At 56.8% G+C, this 17,462-nt stretch carries 15 protein-coding genes; 4 read left to right on the top strand and 11 right to left on the bottom strand.

The window, feature by feature from the left end; all coding sequences use genetic code 11:
• Positions 1-109: 109 nt before the first annotated feature.
• From NE637_RS05020 to NE637_RS04970, 11 genes are all read right to left on the bottom strand, one after another.
• Positions 110-292, bottom strand: a complete 183-nt coding sequence (locus NE637_RS05020) for a hypothetical protein (protein ID WP_022659683.1) — start codon at positions 290-292, stop codon at positions 110-112.
• Positions 293-423: 131 nt separating this feature from the next.
• On the bottom strand, positions 424-2,379 hold the full coding sequence (locus NE637_RS05015; protein WP_256267591.1) for a sigma 54-interacting transcriptional regulator: 1,956 nt from the start codon (positions 2,377-2,379) through the stop codon (positions 424-426).
• 335 nt (positions 2,380-2,714) lie between these two features.
• Entirely contained in the window at positions 2,715-4,145 is a 1,431-nt protein-coding gene (locus tag NE637_RS05010; RefSeq protein ID WP_192112673.1) for an SLC13 family permease, read from the bottom strand.
• Between the two features lie 533 nt (positions 4,146-4,678).
• Positions 4,679-5,755: a butyrate kinase gene (buk, locus tag NE637_RS05005; RefSeq protein ID WP_227118041.1), complete on the bottom strand. Its 1,077-nt coding sequence runs from the start codon at positions 5,753-5,755 to the stop codon at positions 4,679-4,681.
• A gap of 150 nt (positions 5,756-5,905) precedes the next feature.
• Positions 5,906-6,811, bottom strand: a complete 906-nt coding sequence (locus tag NE637_RS05000) for a bifunctional enoyl-CoA hydratase/phosphate acetyltransferase (RefSeq protein ID WP_225529940.1) — start codon at positions 6,809-6,811, stop codon at positions 5,906-5,908.
• Between the two features lie 16 nt (positions 6,812-6,827).
• Positions 6,828-7,052: a 4Fe-4S dicluster domain-containing protein gene (locus tag NE637_RS04995; protein WP_022659689.1), complete on the bottom strand. Its 225-nt coding sequence runs from the start codon at positions 7,050-7,052 to the stop codon at positions 6,828-6,830.
• Positions 7,052-7,582: a 2-oxoacid:ferredoxin oxidoreductase subunit gamma family protein gene (locus NE637_RS04990; protein WP_192112676.1), complete on the bottom strand. Its 531-nt coding sequence runs from the start codon at positions 7,580-7,582 to the stop codon at positions 7,052-7,054. The genes NE637_RS04995 and NE637_RS04990 overlap by 1 nt, the downstream gene beginning before the upstream one ends.
• A gap of 1 nt (position 7,583) precedes the next feature.
• Entirely contained in the window at positions 7,584-8,414 is an 831-nt protein-coding gene (locus NE637_RS04985; protein WP_022659691.1) for a thiamine pyrophosphate-dependent enzyme, read from the bottom strand.
• 12 nt (positions 8,415-8,426) lie between these two features.
• Positions 8,427-9,554 carry a 2-oxoacid:acceptor oxidoreductase subunit alpha gene (locus tag NE637_RS04980; RefSeq protein WP_192112677.1) on the bottom strand — a complete coding sequence of 376 codons (1,128 nt, stop codon included), beginning with the start codon at positions 9,552-9,554 and terminating at the stop codon, positions 8,427-8,429.
• A gap of 523 nt (positions 9,555-10,077) precedes the next feature.
• Positions 10,078-11,346 carry a (Fe-S)-binding protein gene (locus NE637_RS04975; RefSeq protein WP_227118042.1) on the bottom strand — a complete coding sequence of 423 codons (1,269 nt, stop codon included), beginning with the start codon at positions 11,344-11,346 and terminating at the stop codon, positions 10,078-10,080.
• Positions 11,343-12,734 carry an FAD-binding oxidoreductase gene (locus NE637_RS04970; RefSeq protein WP_192112679.1) on the bottom strand — a complete coding sequence of 464 codons (1,392 nt, stop codon included), beginning with the start codon at positions 12,732-12,734 and terminating at the stop codon, positions 11,343-11,345. Before NE637_RS04970 ends, NE637_RS04975 begins: the two co-directional genes overlap by 4 nt.
• Positions 12,735-13,600: 866 nt before the next feature.
• Between NE637_RS04970 and epsC the strand changes: the two genes are divergently transcribed.
• From epsC to NE637_RS04950, 4 genes are all read left to right on the top strand, one after another.
• On the top strand, positions 13,601-14,512 hold the full coding sequence (gene epsC / locus NE637_RS04965; protein WP_192112680.1) for a serine O-acetyltransferase EpsC: 912 nt from the start codon (positions 13,601-13,603) through the stop codon (positions 14,510-14,512).
• The gene (locus NE637_RS04960; RefSeq protein WP_192112681.1) at positions 14,505-14,651 is read left to right on the top strand and encodes a hypothetical protein; all 147 of its coding nucleotides are present in this window, start codon (positions 14,505-14,507) and stop codon (positions 14,649-14,651) included. Before epsC ends, NE637_RS04960 begins: the two co-directional genes overlap by 8 nt.
• Before the next feature lie 481 nt (positions 14,652-15,132).
• A complete protein-coding gene (locus NE637_RS04955) occupies positions 15,133-15,732 on the top strand; it encodes a MarC family protein (RefSeq protein ID WP_192112682.1) in 600 nt (199 codons plus the stop codon).
• A 299-nt stretch (positions 15,733-16,031) separates the two neighbouring features.
• Positions 16,032-17,342: an NCS2 family permease gene (locus NE637_RS04950; protein ID WP_192112683.1), complete on the top strand. Its 1,311-nt coding sequence runs from the start codon at positions 16,032-16,034 to the stop codon at positions 17,340-17,342.
• Positions 17,343-17,462 lie beyond the last annotated feature (120 nt).

The raw sequence follows: 17,462 nt of genomic DNA, 5'->3' as shown, positions 1-17,462 counted from the left end.
CGCTTGCAGCCGGGCCGCAGGCTGATCCTGATTCCTGGCATGTCCTCGTAACGCGCAACAGCCGCCGGGTAAAACCCGGCGGCTGTTCCTCTTCGTACGGCAAAGCGTATTATGCCTGCACGTCCAGCTTTCCGCCAATGCCCTCGGCGGCAAGCCCTTGGCTGCGCATGTTCTGCTCCATTTCCGCGCCCTTATCAATAGTGCCACTGATAAGCGCTGCAGACATGTTGGCCTGAATGTTCAAGGCGCTTCTGGCCAGGCTTACGCTCATGCCCATCTTCACATCGTCCATGGCTTGCTCCTTGGCCGCTTGTGCGAACCTGTGCATCCATCTGATCGGTCAAAGCGCAGAAAACTGTAGGGCAAAATGCAAAGGCAAAACCAGCCGCGATTGGCTTCGGGTCATACTCGCACCACTTGGGGTCAGTCCTGCCCCTGCTCTTCGCCTTCAAGCTCCTTGAGTTTTTTCCACACGGTCACGCGGCTGATGCCAAGAGCGTCAGCCAGGGCTTTTTTGTTGCCGCCGTGCTCTTCAAGCGAGGCCTCCAGAATGAAGCGCTCCATCTCTGCCATGGTGCCGCGCGGCACCTGCAAAACATCATCCAGCGGATGGCATGGGCCAGCCATGCCCTGCCGCAGGCAGTGTCGCCGCATGATGTCTGTAATCAGCGCGTCAAAGTCCTGTTGTTCGTCATAGAGGGTAAACACGCGCTCCAGAATATGCTCCAGTTCGCGCACATTGCCCGGCCAACCGTGCGCTGACAGTGCGGAAAGCGTTGCATCGTCAAACTTGAGGCGGCTGCGCCCGGCCACGTGTTGATGGTTCTTTTTGATAAAATGGGCAATGAGCGTGGGAATGTCTTCCTTGCGCTTGCGCAGCGGCGGTATTTGCAGCGGCAAGATATTGAGCCTGAAGAACAGATCGCGCCGAAAAGAACCTTCTTGCGCCATGGCGTAGAGGTCGCGGTTTGACGCCGCAATGATGCGGACGTCAATGTTGATTACGCGGTCGCCGCCAATGCGGAAGATTTCTTTTTCCTGCAAGGTACGCAGCAGGCGCACCTGTGTTGCGAGGCTCATTTCGCTGATTTCATCCAGAAACAGCGTTCCCCGGTGAGCCAGTTCAAACATGCCCGGCTTGCCGCCCTTGCGCGCGCCGGTAAAAGCCCCTTCCTCATAGCCAAAAAGTTCGCTTTCCAGCAGGTGCTCGGGCAGGGCCGCGCAGTTCAGGGCCACAAAGGGGCCTTTTTTGCGCTCGCTGAAATTGTGGATGCTCTGGGCAAAAAGCTCCTTGCCGGAGCCTGTTTCTCCTTCAATGAGAATGGATGCGCTGCTGCGGGCATAGCGCTTGGCTTCGGCCACAACCGGGCCAAGGGTGTTTTTTGAACCGATAATGTCCGAAAAATTGTATTTTGCCACCAAGCCCTTGCTGGCAAGCTGTACGCGGGCCTCAGCTTCGATTTTCTGGATTTTGGAAAGTTCCTGAAAAACAATGATGGTGCCCTGGTCATGCTCGCGCACGCGGATAGGCACGCGGTTGACCACCAGGGTCTTGCCCTTGAGGGGCAATACCTTGTCCACTGTGTATTCACCGTTGCCGAGCATCTGCTTGAGTTCCGGCGGCGTTGACGGGGCATCAATGTTCATGCCCACCAGCTTTTTGCCGTGCAGGTCAAGCATCTGCTTTGCCGGGCGGTTGCAGATGGCAATGGTTTTGTCTCGATTGACGGAAACAATGCCGCTGAGGGAATAGTTGATAATATTGTTCAGGCGGCGGGAGCGGGTACGCTCCTTGATGTGCTGGTCAACAATATTGCGGGCGGAAAGCACAGCCTGATGCACGCTGTCCTTGCTGGAGCGTATGAGATAGTAGGGCAGGCCATACTGCGCCGCCTTTTCAATGACGCATCCGCCAAATCCGACAATGGCAACATCTTTCAGCGTGGGAAGGCGGGCAATGATACTGTTGAAGTCCTGCTCGTTGCGGTAGATGACCTGACGAAAATTTTTAAGTCGTGCAAAGGCCGCCAGCGATTCAATATCAACGCTCAGATTGCTGTCGTAAGTGATGCAGAGCAGGTTCTGATGACGCTCTGACGCTTCGCGCAGGGGGGTGACAATATCGTTGGCTGTAATCTGGATGGGCACGACTGGTGTTTTGACCATCTGCTGGATGGCGATGGCCGTTCCCGCCTGGCTGATGATAACATCGTAACGGTTTTCCACCTCAAGCGCGTGGAGGTGCCCGCTATTGTAAATGCCGCCATCAAACACATCAACCTCAACGCCGAACTGGCCTGCGGAGTGGCGCACAAGCTGGGCCATTTCATCATAAATGGAAACGCAAAGAATACGCGGTTTGAAACTGGCTGGCAGCATGGGAGCCTCGTCATCTGATGGATTCGCACATGGCGTATGTGCCGGGCGGTGTAAAAAACATAAACCTCGCTGTATGCAAAGTAAACATGAACCGCATGAAATATTGAATGAATACAGCGGGTATTGAGAACGCGCAGGCAAAAACCTGTGTTGCGTCAGCGCCGCATTACCCTGTCATGCAAGCAACGCAAGCCAGGAATGTCTTGCACCATTTATGCCGCGATTATTCCGTATCTTCTGTTCAACGACGCAGTCACGGCAAGGACTTCACAATAAAATCCATGCCGCGACTGCGTAATAAATCCGACTTGCGTACCGGATACGCCGGAATCGCGCTATTTTATGAGGCCGAGCATCTTCCAGTAAGGTATGCTGATAAGAAAGGCCACTATACATATGGCGGTATAGGCAGCCGAGAGTTTGATCATGGCTCCGTGCCGCGCCATTTTGCCCTGTGTGCCGAAATGGGCGCAAAGGTAAATGGAGTTCATGTAGCTCAGGTACCAGATATCGCTGCCGGCAAAAGTGACCATGCAGGCGATCCAGGGGTTCATGCCGTGGGCAATCATGATAGGCGGAAGAATCAGCACAAAGATTGCCGAGGCGGATGTGAGCGACACAATAACCAGTTTGACGAGCGAGGCCACAACGACCAGTGTCACAATGAACAGGGCGGGTTCGGAAATCACGTTGGCAAGAAGGGGCTGCAGCTCCGTACCAAGCCAGCGGTCAACCTTGAGCGACTGGATAACCGAGGCCATGTTCAGGATGCTGCCCACGAAAACAACGGACGACCAGTCGATGCCTGTCTTGAAATCGCTCTTGTCCATAACCTTGAGCAGCATGAGCACGCACATGGCCATGAGGGAAACTTCACCGGCAGATATCTTGTGCAGCGATTCGGTCATCCACATAAGCAGCGTGACGATAAGCACGCCCATGCACAGTTTTTCATTCCGGGTCATGGGCCCGAGCTTTTCAAGCTGGGCGTTGCTGTAGCCTGCGGGCAGGCTGACCTTTTCCTTGGGCTTGTAGCAGGTCACGATGAAAAGACCCATGCCGAGGAAAACGCACACGCCATAGGGCAACGACCACAAAAGCCACTGCAGCCACGTAACGCCGCGATAAGCCTCGGGCAGCATGCCCACCAGCACATAATGGCTGAACGAGCCGCTCATGAACATGTGGCCCATGAGGATAAAGCCCACATAGCATGCGCCAAACAGGCCGTTTGCCGCGTTGGACTTGCGTTCAATGCCAAGTTCATCGCTGATGCCCATGGCAATGGGCGAAGAAAGCGTGGCCTTGGCGTTCATGCTGGGAATGAGCGGCCCGATCACCGTGCCCGAACCAATCAGCCCCCATACCTGCCCGGCAAAGCTGGCAGGGAACAGCTTGAGCACCCAGAGCGAGATACGCTTTAAAAGGCCCGTTTTGCCAGCCACTGCGCCCAAGGCGAATGCGCCGACCATGATCCACCAGCCGGAGGTGGAAAACGTGGCAAACGCTGTTTTAAAGGGCACGCACTTGAAGGCCGACCACAAGATACACATCATCAAACCGGTGACAAATTCGGGCACGATTTCGGTAATCCACCAGCCCACAGCCCACACGGTGATGCCAAGAGCAATCATGGTCTTTTCGTTCAGGCCTTCCGGCGGCGCTTGCAGGGCGACCCAGATACCAAGAATGATGGAAAGAACAGACCCCGCAAGGCGAATGTTTTTGACCAGATTCCCTTTGTTTTCAGCAGCGATTTCAGCCATGACACTCCCTTTGTGTAAAAAATGGAACGGCCTCGGGGCATAAGAATGGACGAAAAATTGTAAGCCCTGAGCAGGCCGGAAAAGCAAAGGAGGCGCTATTTACCCAACCTGAAAATGTACTTTACTTCATATGTTAAGTGTCACATCAGATACAAACACAATAACGCCCTTGCTATCCTCTATTGTGCGGCAGACCGAACACAGACAACCAGTCGCTCTCAACGCGTTTGAGATATCCACGGCGCTCTTTCATGAGCGCTACTATTGATACCGCTTTGAGCAATTTTTATGCCATAGTTGTCTTGTAAAATTATTGTTTATTTTCAGTTAATTGCCATGCAGCGTGCGCACATGTGCTTTTTTTGCGCTAAGTAAATTAACACGCAAGTTAAATATTGTATTGTTAGAAATGCACCACCTGCCAGAAGCCGCTGATCATCGGGCAGGGACAAGGCGCAGTATGCGCCCTGCCCCTGAGGGTCTGCTTGAATGACAGGGATTGGGGCAAGCAGAGTGACACGGGTAGCACCTGACTATTCGTGGAAGGTATGGAAACCTTCTTCCTTGCGCAGTACGCGCAAAATTCCGTAGGCCAGCGCTTCCAGCTCGTTTTCTCCCGGCAGCACCATGACCTCGCCGAGGAACTGTATCCGGGGCATCACACGTTCAATGATGTATGAGGAGTTGGCCAATGCGCCGGTAAGCACCACAACATCCACCTGACCGTTGATGACCGCAGCCAGCGAGGCAATGTGCTTGGCTACCTGATAGGTCATGCCGTCGTACACAAGGCGGGCTTTTTCATCGCCTTCGGCAATGCGTCGTTCAACCTCAAGGGCGTTGTTGGTGCCAAGGTAGGCCATCAGGCCGCCCTGACCGCGCGTGCGCCGCGTGGCTGAATGGCGGTCAAACTTGCCCGAAAAGCACAGGTCGATAAGCTGCCTGTTGGGCAGGCCGCCTGAGCGTTCGGGCGAGTAGGGGCCTTCCTCATCGGTGATGACGTCAATCATGCGCCCCTGATGAATGACCGTGGCGCTGATGCCCGCACCCATGTGGCTGACGATGATGTTTTTGTCCGCCAGCTTCCAGCCCTTGTTTGCGGCGGCCTTGATGGCCATGGCGCGCATGTTGAGGGCATGGCACGAGGCCTTGCGGCGAATTTCCGGCAGGCCGGAGAGCTTGGCGATGTCTTCCATCTGATCCATCACCACGGCGTCATAGATGTAGGAAGGGATGTTCAGCGGCTTGGCGATTTCGTGCGCCAGCAGCGCCCCGAGGTTGGAGGCGTGGTCGTCAATGGGGCGGTGCCGCAGAAAGTCCAGCATGCCTTCATCAACAAGGTACGCGCCCTGCAACAGCGGGGGCAGTTTGCCGCCACGACCGGCCACGGCGGAGAGCTGGTGCAGGTCAAACTGCTCTTCTTGCAGCGCCTTCAGTATGGCATCCAGCCGGATGGGAAACTGGGCAACGTTGCTCTCAAAACCGCGCAGGGATTCTGCCGGATGATCCACTTTTTTCTGGAACAAAAGCTCATGGTTCTTGTAAACGGCAATCCGCGTCGAGGTGGAACCGGGATTGATGGAAAGAACGGTATAGTTGGTTTCCGCCATGTCATATCCTTATGGGACAATGTGAAATGCTCTTGCTGTCATGGGCTGCCGCGCCTGATGCGCTGAGCTGCATTGCGGCGCGGCAGCCTGAAACCTTGCCGCGCAGTTGCCTCAGGGGAGCAAGCGGCAGGGCAGCCCATCCGCAGTTGGCTACCCCGCGGCAGAGGCCGCAAGAACCATGGTTCTGAACTTGTCTTCAGCGCTTGCCGCGCGGGAATTAAGCACCACCGGCACCCTGCCGCCCACCACGATGCCTGCGGTCAGTGCGTTGGCCGTATGGCGCAGGCACTTGATAAGCACGTTGGCGGTGACAATATTGGGGCACACCAGCAGGTCTGCGTCGCCAGCAACGGGGCTTTCGTAGCCCTTGGTGGCGGCTGATTCCGCGCATACCGCCAGATCGTAGGATATGGGGCCTTCAATCAGGCAGCCGGTGATCTGGCCGTTTTTGTTCATTTCTTTCAGCGCCGCGGCGTCAACGCTTTCAGGCATTTTTTCATTAACGGTTTCCGCGGAGGCCAGCACCGCAACCTTGGGGTTATCAATGCCCATGCGCGCAAGGGCATCCACCGCGTTCTGGATAATGTCGCGCTTCTGTTCGAGCGAAGGCGCAATGTTGATGGCGGCATCGCACAGAGCCAGAAGCTTGGGGTAGGTGGCAACCTGCACAATGTTCATGTGCGAGATCAGCCGCCCGGTGCGGAAGCCGGTTTCTTCCTTGAACAGTCCCTTGAGAAGAACGCCGGTCTGGATCAGGCCTTTGAGGATAAAGTTGGCCCGGCCTTCCTTGACCGCCATGCCCGCCCCTGTGGCTGATTCCTGCGGCGTGGCAGTTTCAACAATGGGATAGGCATCGCCCGGCAGGCCTATGGCCTTGAGTTTTGCTGCGATATCTTCCCGCTTGCCAAACAGCAGCGGCTCCACAAGGCCCACTTCAACAGCGTGCCGCACAGCTTCAAGCACATGTTCGTCTGCGGCTTCCACCACAGCCACCTTGCACTTGTGGGCTTTTTGCATCACAGCTGCTTCAAGCTCGTCAAAGCTTTTGTATACCATGACAGACTCCGGCCTGTTATTTTTCCAGAACTTCAATGGCAAAGTCGGGGCAGACCATCATGCACGTGCGGCAGCCTATGCAGGCCTGCGCATTGACCGGAGTCATAAAGAGGTAGCCAGCCGCATTGTATTCCGTGCCGAAGTCGTAAACGGACTTGGGGCAGAGTTCCTTGCAGTAGCCGCAGCCTTTGCAGAGCACGGCGTCCACGCAAACTTCAAAAGTTTTCTTTTCCTCGCTCATCAGTTTCCCCCCCGTGCGGCTTCGGCAGCAGCAGCGCCCCGCCGGATCACTTCCATGTTAATCTTGGCCACGTCGGGTTTGCCCTTGCGCTCGGCGATGCTCAGCAAGGTGTCCAGCGGCAGCGCCCCGGTAAGCGCCATGGCCGCCCCAAGCCCGGCAAGGTTGGCCGATTTGGGCGCGCCCAGCTCGTGGGCGATCTCGGTCATGGGTATGCCGATCCAGTTGCTCATCTGGCGGGGTTTCATGAGCGAGGTGTCGTACACAACAGGGGCTACGGCTTTGTCGTAGCGGGTACCCACAACCTCGTTCAGCGCAATGATCAGGTTGGGTTTGACGACCTGCTGGAAAAGGATTTCCGCATCGTCCATCAGCACTTCGGCGCTGATAAAGCCGCCGCGCTGCGAGATGCCGTACGACTGGGACTGCACCACGTTGCGGCCACCCAGAATGGCAGCCTCGGCAAGGAAGGACGCGCAAAACACAAGGCCCTGCCCGCCGGTGCCAGCCATGATAAATTCATACTGGGCCATGCTACTTTCCTCCCTTGGCGGCCGTGATCACCGCACGTTCGGCCTCGTAGCGAGTGTTGAAATCGTGAACATCCTTGTCGGCGATGACGCCGGTGACAAAGTAGCCAAGATCCGCGGCATTCTCGATGGAATCAAACTTGGCCTGGGAAACGGCCTTTTCCTTGAGATTGCGCAGCATATCCACAGGCTGCTTCATCTTGTTGCGGGGGCCGAACAGGGTGGAGCAGGGGCTCATGGCTTCGATAAGCGAAAATCCTTTTTTCTGGATACCGGCAACGATGCGGTTTTTGAGACGCATGCCGCTGGTGACGGATTCGCGGGCCACAAAGTTGGCTCCCGCCGCGCGCACCAGGTCGCACACGTCAAAGCCGCGCTCGGGGTTGCCGCCAACAGACGTGCTGGTGATGGCCCCGTTGGGCGTGGTAGCCGAATACTGGCCGCCGGTCATGCCGTAGTTCAGGTTGTTCACAATGATGGCCGTGAGGTCCATATTGCGGCGGGCCGTATGGATAAGATGGTTGCCGCCAATGGTGGTGCCGTCGCCGTCGCCCATAAGAACGATGACGTGGAGATTGGGGTTGGCCGCCTTGGCGCCGGTGGCGAAGGTGAGGGCGCGCCCGTGCGTGGTATGCAGGGCATTGGCGGAAATATAGTCATCGGCCTTGCCCCAGCAGCCAATGCCGGTGACGACAAGAACGTCTTCCTTTTTGAGATTCAGCTCGTCCATGGCGCACAAAAGCGCGTTCAGGACAATGCCGTTGCCGCAGCCCGCACACCACATAAGCGGCAGTGCCTCTTTGTTAAGAAGCGAGCGTGAAATAGCCTGTGCCATTGTATTTCTCCTTTACTTCAAGGCGGCTGCAATCTGGGCCGGGGTCATGATGCTGCCGTTGTAGCTGTTAACCCCAACAACCAGCGAAGGATCCGGCACATACTTTTTCACTTCTCCGGCCAGCTGGCCGGAATAGTTCATTTCAGCAACAACAATGCGCTTGGCCTTGCGTGCGGCTTCCCGCACTTCCACATCGGCAAAGGGCCACAGGGTTTGCAGCTGGAGAACGCCAACCTTGCCGCCGCTGGCATTGGCCTCTTGCGCGGCGCTGCGGGCCGCACGGGTGACCACGCCGGAAGTAATGATCAGGGTTTCGCAGTCTTCTTTACCGAAGTAACGCGTCATGACGATTTCATCACGGCCCTTGGCAATCTTGGTATGCAGCTGGGCGACCCTGCGCCCGGCATTTTCGGGCGTATTGCAGCTAAAGCCGTTTTCGCCGTGCATGGAGCTGGTGACATGGAAAACATAGTCGCTGCCATAGCTGGCCAGGGGGGCAACAGCGCCTTCATCAAAGCAGAAGGGCTTATAGTCGGCGGGTGCGCAGGTGGGCTGGCTGCGGTCAACAACCTCCACTTCACCCTGGGCAGGAATGACAATGTTTTCACGCATGTGTCCGCAGACTTCTTCCGGGGCCATGATGACCGGCACGCGGTATTTTTCGGACAGGTTGAAGGCCTTGACCGTCAGGTCAAAGCATTCCTGCACCGAGGCCGGGGTCAGCGCGATAATTTCCTGGTCGCCATGCCGCCCCCAGCGCAGCTGCATGATGTCGGACTGGGCCGGTTTGGTGGCAAGGCCTGTGGATGGGCCGGAACGTTGCACGTTCACTACCACCACGGGCACTTCGCCCATGGTCGCCATGCCGAGGTTCTCCTGCATAAGCGAAAAACCAGGGCCGCTGGTGGCGGTGAACGACTTCACGCCTGCCAGTGATGCCCCCACAATGGCGCCCATGCTCGCCAGTTCGTCCTCCATCTGCATGAAAATCCCCCCAAGCTTGGGGAGCTCGCGCGAGGCGATCTCAGCAATTTCAGACGAAGGGGTGATGGGATACCCGGCGTAGAACCGCGCTCCTGCGTAGAACGCGCCTTGGGCTATGGCGGCGTTGCCCTGGATGAGCTTGCTTTGTTTTTTCATTGACTTTCTAAACCTCATTTCCGTTGTTGTGCCACCAGTCAGTATTCTGCCATTGCTCATTTTGTGCGTTAATCTGTGTGCAAAGCAACTTCATTTCCCGCAAATAACGGCGTTGATTGCAGTGAGTATGGCTGTGATCTTCCTTTTTATACGGAAAATACAAACATATTAGAGAGTATTTTCCTGCCATTATTCAAAAGTTGCAGTCAGTAGTTTAGCAAGTAACATGCCAAAAAATTGATGACTGCAATATGCTGAAATAGTTGATCTTTTTTCTAAAAGCTGGATTGCTTTGTTAACTATGTTTTCGGCCCTGTTGCGAAAGTTAACGTTGAATCCTGCTGCGAAGTATTGGGGTGATCCGGTATTCCCGCAAAAAAATTACATAACAGGGTGTTATGAATATTCTGCGGTTGATTGGATATTGTTTCCCCTGCGGGCATGCTCGCTGTGCAGATGGCTCAATCGAAACAGCAAGCATGCCCGCAAGGGATACCGCGTAGGGGACGCGGCATGGCCCTTGTTACAGGCCATATGCCTTGGCAAGCAGTTCGGCAGTGTGCAGCACGCGAATGTTTGCGCCGCGGTGGCTCAAACCGTCGATAAGCTGCATCTTGCAGGCAGAACAGCCAGTGGCGACAACATCCGCCCCAGTGGACAGAATGTCGCTGGTTTTATCCGCCAGAATCTGCTGGGACAGGTCGTAGTGGGTGGCGCTGAACGTGCCCGCGCAACCGCAGCAGACATCGGGGCGGCTCATTTCCACAAAGCGCAGGCCGGGTATGGCGCGGATGAGGCTGCGGGGCTGCTTGGATACGCCCATGCCGCGCACAAGGTGGCAGGCATCGTGATAGGTCGCCTTGAGGGGGACGTTCTGCACATAGGGGATAGGGCCAAGCCTGGTGAGAAAGTCGGAAAAGTCGAAGACCTTGTCCTTGAATCCTTCCCACGCAGAAAGCGCGTCGCTGTTTTGCAGCACTTCGCCGTATTCCTTGCTCAGGGCCGAACCGCAGGTGGCGCAGCCGGTGATGACGGCGTCAAAGCTGCCGCGCGAAAGGATGCGCGCGTTGTTTTCAGCCAGCAGGGCTGCGCCGTCAAAATCGCCGGATGAAAACAGCGGCGTGCCGCAACACTGAAGGTTGTCCAGCAGGTGCACTTCGACGCCGTTGGCCACCAGTACGTCTATGAGGGCTTTGCCCGCATTGACGTAGACATAGTTGAGCATGCAGCCGGGGAAAAAGGCCACCCGCGCACGGGCGGAGCCCTTGGGGCTGCTGACGGCAGGCATGACCTTGCGCAGCGGTTTGTCGGCCAGAGCCGGGACAACGCGGCGCAGGTTCAGCCCTGCGGCGGGGATGGGAATGCGTGAAACCTTGCCCGCGCCGTTTTCAGTATTTTTGAAGAGTATGGACTGAAAAGGTTTGGCGTGGCTCAGGGCCATATCAAACAGCCGCCCCTTGGTGACCGCCTTGAAGGCGATACTCTTTGCGGCTGGCAACTGGCCTTCTTCCGCCATCTTGCGGCGCAAGGCCATGATCAGGTCGGTAGTGTTGACGCCGGAAGGGCAGATGGCCTTGCAGCGCATGCACAGGGTGCAGCGGGCAGCCAGTTCCATCAGCTCCTTGGTGGGCTTTACCGTGCCATCCGCCAGAGAACGCAGCAGAAAAAGCTTGCCGCGTGAAGAATTGGATTCTTCGTATGTCTTGCCGTAAACCGGGCAGATGGTGAGGCACTGCCCGCAACGGGTGCATTTGAGGGCGGCTGCTTTCAATTCGTCCAGGGACTTGCTCATGCCTGGCCTCCGAAGATGCAGCCAGGATTCAGGATATTGTTGGGATCAAGGGCCTTTTTGATGGCCCGCATGGCCCCGACCTGAGCTTCGCCCAGCTGCTTGGTGATGTAGGGCGCTTTTTCGCGGCCCACGCCGTGTTCCGCAGAAACTGTCCCGCCCATCTTGATGATTTCGTAATGGAATTCGGAACGGGCCTTGGCGGCTGTTTTCTTTTCTTCATCAGAATTGAAGAAAAAGTGAGGATGAATGTTGCCGTCGCCCGCATGTCCCTGACAGCTCACCTTGATGCCGTGCTTTTTGCCCACTTCAAAGAGCATGTGCACGGCCTGGGCAAGCTTGTTGATGGGCACCGCCGGGTCGCCGCCCAAGCGTCCCTTTGCCACGCGGGCAAGGGCGGGCAGGCCGGAACGGCGCGCAACCCAGAGCTGCTCGGCCTCTTCTGCGGTTTCTGCCACGTGAAAATCGACCATGCCCAGCTGTTCGCATACCCGGCGGATGACCTCCACCTGCGGCTTGAGGGTGGAGACATCGCCGTCCACCTCGATGAGCAGCATTGCGCCCGCATCCACGGGCAGGCCCGCATGGGTGTAGTCTTCAACAGCGCGGATCAGGGTCTGTTCCTGAAATTCCATGATGGAGGGCACAACGCCGCTGGTCATGATTGCAGAAACAGCCTTGGCGGCGTTTTCAATGTTGTTGAAGGCAACGCGCATGGCGCGCTTTGCCTGCGGCAGGGGAATGAGCTTTAGGGTGATTTCTGTAATAACGCCCAGCGTGCCCTCGGAACCCGTGAAGAGCTGGGTGAGGTTGTAGCCGGTCACGTCCTTGATGCACTTGCCGCCAGCGCGGATAATTTCGCCCGAAGCCAGCACGACCTGCATGCCTGTGACGTAGCTCTTGGTGGTGCCATATTTGACGCACTGCAAGCCGCCTGCATCGGTCGCCACGTTGCCGCCGATGGAAGAAAACGTGAAGCTGGCGGGATCCGGCGGGTACATGAGGCTGTGCGCGGCGGCGGCTTTTTTGATGTCAGCGGTGATTGCGCCGGGGCCAACAACAGCCATCAGGGTTTCCGGCTCCACGATGATGGAATTCATGCGTTGCAGCGAAATAATGATGGAATAGTCGCTTTCAGTAATGGCGTTGACGCTGAGGCCGCTTCCCTGCGAGCGTGTAACCACGCTGATTTTGTGCTCATTGCAGAAGCCGACGATCTTGGAAACTTCTTCGGCGGTGACGGGCAAGGCTACCAGAATGGGCAGAAAGGCCGATGGAGCCGCCCCGCCAGCATTGTAGGTGTAGCAAACGAGGTCTTCCTGCTTGGTGAGCATGTTTTTTTCACCGATAAATGAAGCGATATGTGTGCGAACATCCTCTTTTGTCAGCATTTCTTCTCCTCGCTAACCGCATTGGCGCGGTGTGCAAATTTTTGGGACCTTCCAAACGCCTGCCGATGGGCATGTGCGTCCAGCAATGCAGCGACGACATATTCAATAAAATCGCGGACACTCCGCGCGTAACTTGTATGTTTTGACGTAACTTGAGCCGTCATTTATCGGGAACTTGCGGCGCTTGTTACGAATTGCCCACAAATAAGCAGCAATCATGCCACATGGGAAATAATATTATTTTTTAGATAGTTAGCTGTATTTTTTCTGAAGTTGCGCTGCGCAGAAGCCCCATTGCGCGTTTATATTGCGTACGTGCTGGTTGTAAAAATTAACACAGCATAAATGAAGTAATCAAACCTTGAGGCGGTGAGCATGGCTTTGTTTGCCCGTGCGGGGGCTGTGGCTGGAATGTTTCAGTGATTGGGAGTCTGCACCTGGCCTGCGGGTATGGCGGCGGCGCGTCTGTCCACCTGCCTGAATGAGGGCGGGCAAGACAGCCGGGATAACCGCTGAAAACAGTTTTATGGATTTAAGCTGCGGCTGCGGCCTTGCTTATGCCAGGAGCGTGCTTACTGAATAACAACGGGCCAGTGTTTTTTAGGCCGCGCAGCGTGTGGAATATTTCTTCTGCATGCAGCGTTTTTGTGAAGGGATGTTGGGTGGTTTGAAATAAGGCACGCCAGCTTGCGTTAAAAGTTTTAACGAAGGGCTTGATTTATTGTGTATTCTCTGGAGCGGAGCTGGCTGCCCATTGCGGCAGCGGGCAACTCCATGTAGACTAATAAGAATTACCGGGACGCCCGCAGCCGGCCTGTGCCGCCTGTGGTTTCAAGCGCAACCGAATATTTCCGCAGGATTTTGCCATGAACAAAAAGCAGGACATCACCACGACCGGCATGCCCCTCATAGACAGCGTTGTTGAACGCCTCTGCCGAGAAGATTCGCTCAGCACCGTGTGGCACCGCTCGGGGCAGGGCGCGCCCATGCCATCTTTGCCGGTGCTTTCCGAAATACTTGAGCGCCTGCGCGCGGCTATCTTTCCCGGCTATTTTGGCGCGGCCACAGTGCGGCGCGAATCCATGCGCTATCACCTTGCCGCCAACCTGGACAGCATCCACCGTCTGCTGGGCGAGCAGATCGTGCGCGGCTTCTGCTTTAGCTGCGAGGGGCTGGGCATCCCCTGCACCTCGTGCGAAACAGAGGGCCAGCAGGCCGCTTTGGCCTTTATGGACAGCCTGCCGGAAATACGCCGTTTGCTGGCGGGCGACGCCAAGGCCGCCTATGAGGGAGACCCTGCGGCCACCAGCCCCGGCGAGACCATTTTTTGCTACCCTTCGCTGCGGGCCATGTTTCACCACCGCATCGCTCACGAACTTTATAAGCTCAAGGTGCCGGTCATTCCGCGCATCATTTCTGAAATGGCCCACGGCACAACGGGTATCGACATCCATCCCGGTGCGGCCATTGGCGAGGAATTTTTCATCGACCACGGCACAGGCGTGGTTATTGGCGAAACCTGCATCATTGGGCGTAACTGCCGCCTGTATCAGGGTGTGACCCTGGGCGCGCTCTCCTTTCCCAAGAATGCGGACGGAACCCTCACCAAGGGCAATCCCCGGCACCCCATACTGTGCGATAACGTCACTGTTTACGCCGGGGCCACGATTCTTGGCCGCGTGACAGTTGGCAAGGGGGCCGTCATCGGCGGCAATGTGTGGATTACTCAGGATGTACAGGCGGGTGCCCGCATTACTCAGGAGAAACCCCGTGATTAAAGGCCGCAAGCTGTTGCGCCGCCTGGCGCTGCTCTTGTCTTGCGTTGCCCTGTGCGCCGCCTTGCTGAATCTTGGCGGCTGCGGCCTCAGTGTGAAACCCAAAGGGCAGGTGGTGACAGACGTCAGCGTGGGGCATTGACCCGGCTTGTGCCCCTGCCTCAAATTGACAAACCCTGTCGTTCTTGCACGCTCCTGTGGCGCGCAGGAACGGCAGGGTCTGTTGTTTGCTTTTGAAGCATTGATCAATGTTGCAGGCATGCTGGCAGCGGGTGCTTGAAATCGTGCCGGCATCAGGCCGTGCAGGGCGCGCCAGTGTAGGAAATTTCAGGCTCAGGCGGGCTGACGGTATGGACATGACGCCTCTTGCATGACATACTCCCGCCTTCATAAATTTGGGCCTTTCGCGGCGCTGTTCCTTGGTGTTTTTTCATTTTGAAATGTTTGCTTGCCAGCAGTGCCTCCAGACTGTCTTCAGGGGTAACGTCCTGCATGGCAACAATTGGGGCAACGGGCAAGACGCATTGCCTTGCAAGCATTTTATGGCGCGGATTTTTGCAACAATTCGTGCAGGGCGGCAGTTGCTCTAACGCCAGGCTTCCGGCGCAGGAAGTGGAGTTCACATGGAATTTTTTACTGAAGTTGTGGGCACGAGCATCAAAATTTATGCGCTCATGACGCCCCCTGCGGTGCTGAGCGCCTTTATCAGCGGCACCAAGGGCTTTGACAAAAAACAGAAATCCAGGGTGGCCGCCAAAGCCTCTGCGGCCATCTTTCTTATCGGCGTAACGCTGTTCCTGTTTGGCCCGCACCTGTTTTCGCTCTTCGGTTTCACGCTTGACGCCTTCCGTATCGGCGCAGGCGTGCTGCTTTTTCTTACGGCAGTTTCCCTCATGAACGATGACGGCAAGGACGCGCTTTCCGGCAAGGAGGGCGACATCAGCGTTGTGCCGCTGGCCATACCGCTTGGCATGGGGCCTGCCTCCATCGGCGCGGTGATGGTCATGGGCGCGTCCGCCACAGAGATGCACCAGGTGCTGGTGGGCGTTTTTTCGCTGCTGGCCGCGGCCTTTGGCATGTTTGTGCTGTTGCGCATGGCCGATGGCGTGGTGCGCGCCCTGCACCGCACGGGCATTGCCGTGCTGTCCAAGTTGACGGGGCTTCTGCTGGCAGCCATTGCGGCGCAGGTGATCTTTACGGGTATACGAGCCTTTCTGGGGTAGAATATTTGCCCGTTGCCTGCTGTCTCGGGCAAACAATGCGAACAGGCGGCGAAACATACTGATTTCGCCGCGCTTTCTATAAAATAAACAGAATTTGGCGGTAGAGGGGTAGGCCGCCCCGTCTGTGGTTCAGGTACAACCCTGGGCGCAAGCAAGGGGCGAAGCCCGGAGCGATGGCCGCAAGCGGCAGCGCTGCAAAGGGCAGACCGAAGAGGCGATTAACGGCATGGGGGCTGCTGCCCCGGCGCAAAACAACTCGATATTTTGGGCGCGCGGTGCGGCAACAAGAGGAGGATGTCATGGGCATACTGGAAAAAATGTTTAATCCTGCGGCCAGAGGCAGCACGGTCCGGCGTGAAATGCTGGCCGGACTCACCAGCTTTATGGCCATGTGCTATCTGATTTTTGTGGTTCCCGGCATGCTTGCTGACGCCGGTATGCCCAAGGATTCCGCCGTGGCGGCCACCATCTGGATTACCGTCATCGCCACGCTGATCATGGGCCTGTGGGCCAAGTTCCCCGTGGGCGTCGCGCCCGGCCTCGGCATCACGGCCTTTTTTGCGTACTACGTTTGCGGCCCGGCGGGCTATACATGGCAGACCGGCCTCGGCGCTGTGTTTATCTCCGGCGTGGTCTTTCTGCTGCTTACCGTCACCAAGGTGCGCCAGCTTATCATCAATGCCGTCCCAATGGATCTCAAGTACGCCATTGTTGTGGGTATTGGCGCATTCATCGCCTTTATCGGCATGAAGAGCTGTGGCCTTGTGGCCGCCAGCCCCGCCACCTTTGTGACGCTGGGCAACCTTGGCGATCCCAAGACCCTGCTTTCTGTGGCAGGCATTTTCCTCATCGGCGCACTGCTTTCCCTGCGCGTGCCCGGCGCCATGATCATCGGCATTGTGGTTATTGCCGCCGCTGGTATGATGCTTGGCGTGTCGCAGATGCCGCAGGGCAGCATTTTCAACGCCGCCCTGCCCCTGCCTACCGAGACCTTCATGGCGATGGATCTCAAGGGCGCGCTGCACCACGGCCTGATCTCCATCATCTTTACCCTGACCATGGTTGACCTGTTCGACAACATGGGCGTGCTGATCGGCCTTTCGCAGAAGGCCGGATTCATCCGTGAAGACGGCCACATCGAAAATCTGGACAAGGCCCTGATTTCCGACTCCATTGCCACCATGTCCAGCGCCGTCATGGGCGCGACCACCGCCACCAGCTATCTGGAAAGCGCCGCAGGCGTGGCCGAGGGCGGCCGCACCGGCCTGACAGCCGTGACCATTGCCGTGCTCTTTTTCCTCACCCTGTTCTTTGCGCCGCTGGTGAGTATGGTGCCTGCCTATGCCACGGCCCCGGTGCTGATCATCGTGGGCGCCATGATGATGCAGGAAGTGGGGCGCATCAAGTTCAAGGACTTTACCGTTGCCTTGCCCGCCTTTTTGACCATCATCAGCATGCCGCTTACCTTCAACATCGCCACGGGTTTTGGCTTTGGCTTTGTGAGCTGGGTCGGCATCAAGGTGCTTTCTGGGCGTTTCAAGGATCTTAACGTGGTGATGCTGATCATTGCCCTGTGCTTTGTGGTCAACTTTGCCCTGCGCCTTCAGTAGAGTGTTTTGCGGCGCGGATTTGCAAGATTCGCGCGGGCAGCCGAGCCTTGCAAGGGCAGCCTGCTCCAGGCCACATAACGGCAACGCACTGTGATTGCTGAACAGGCTCCTGTTCCGGAT

It is taken from the genome of Desulfovibrio desulfuricans, from assembly GCF_024460775.1.
Taxonomy (GTDB): domain Bacteria; phylum Desulfobacterota; class Desulfovibrionia; order Desulfovibrionales; family Desulfovibrionaceae; genus Desulfovibrio; species Desulfovibrio desulfuricans_E.
The sequence above is the reverse complement of the archived record's forward strand: the minus strand, read 5'-3'. Positions and strand labels throughout refer to the sequence as shown.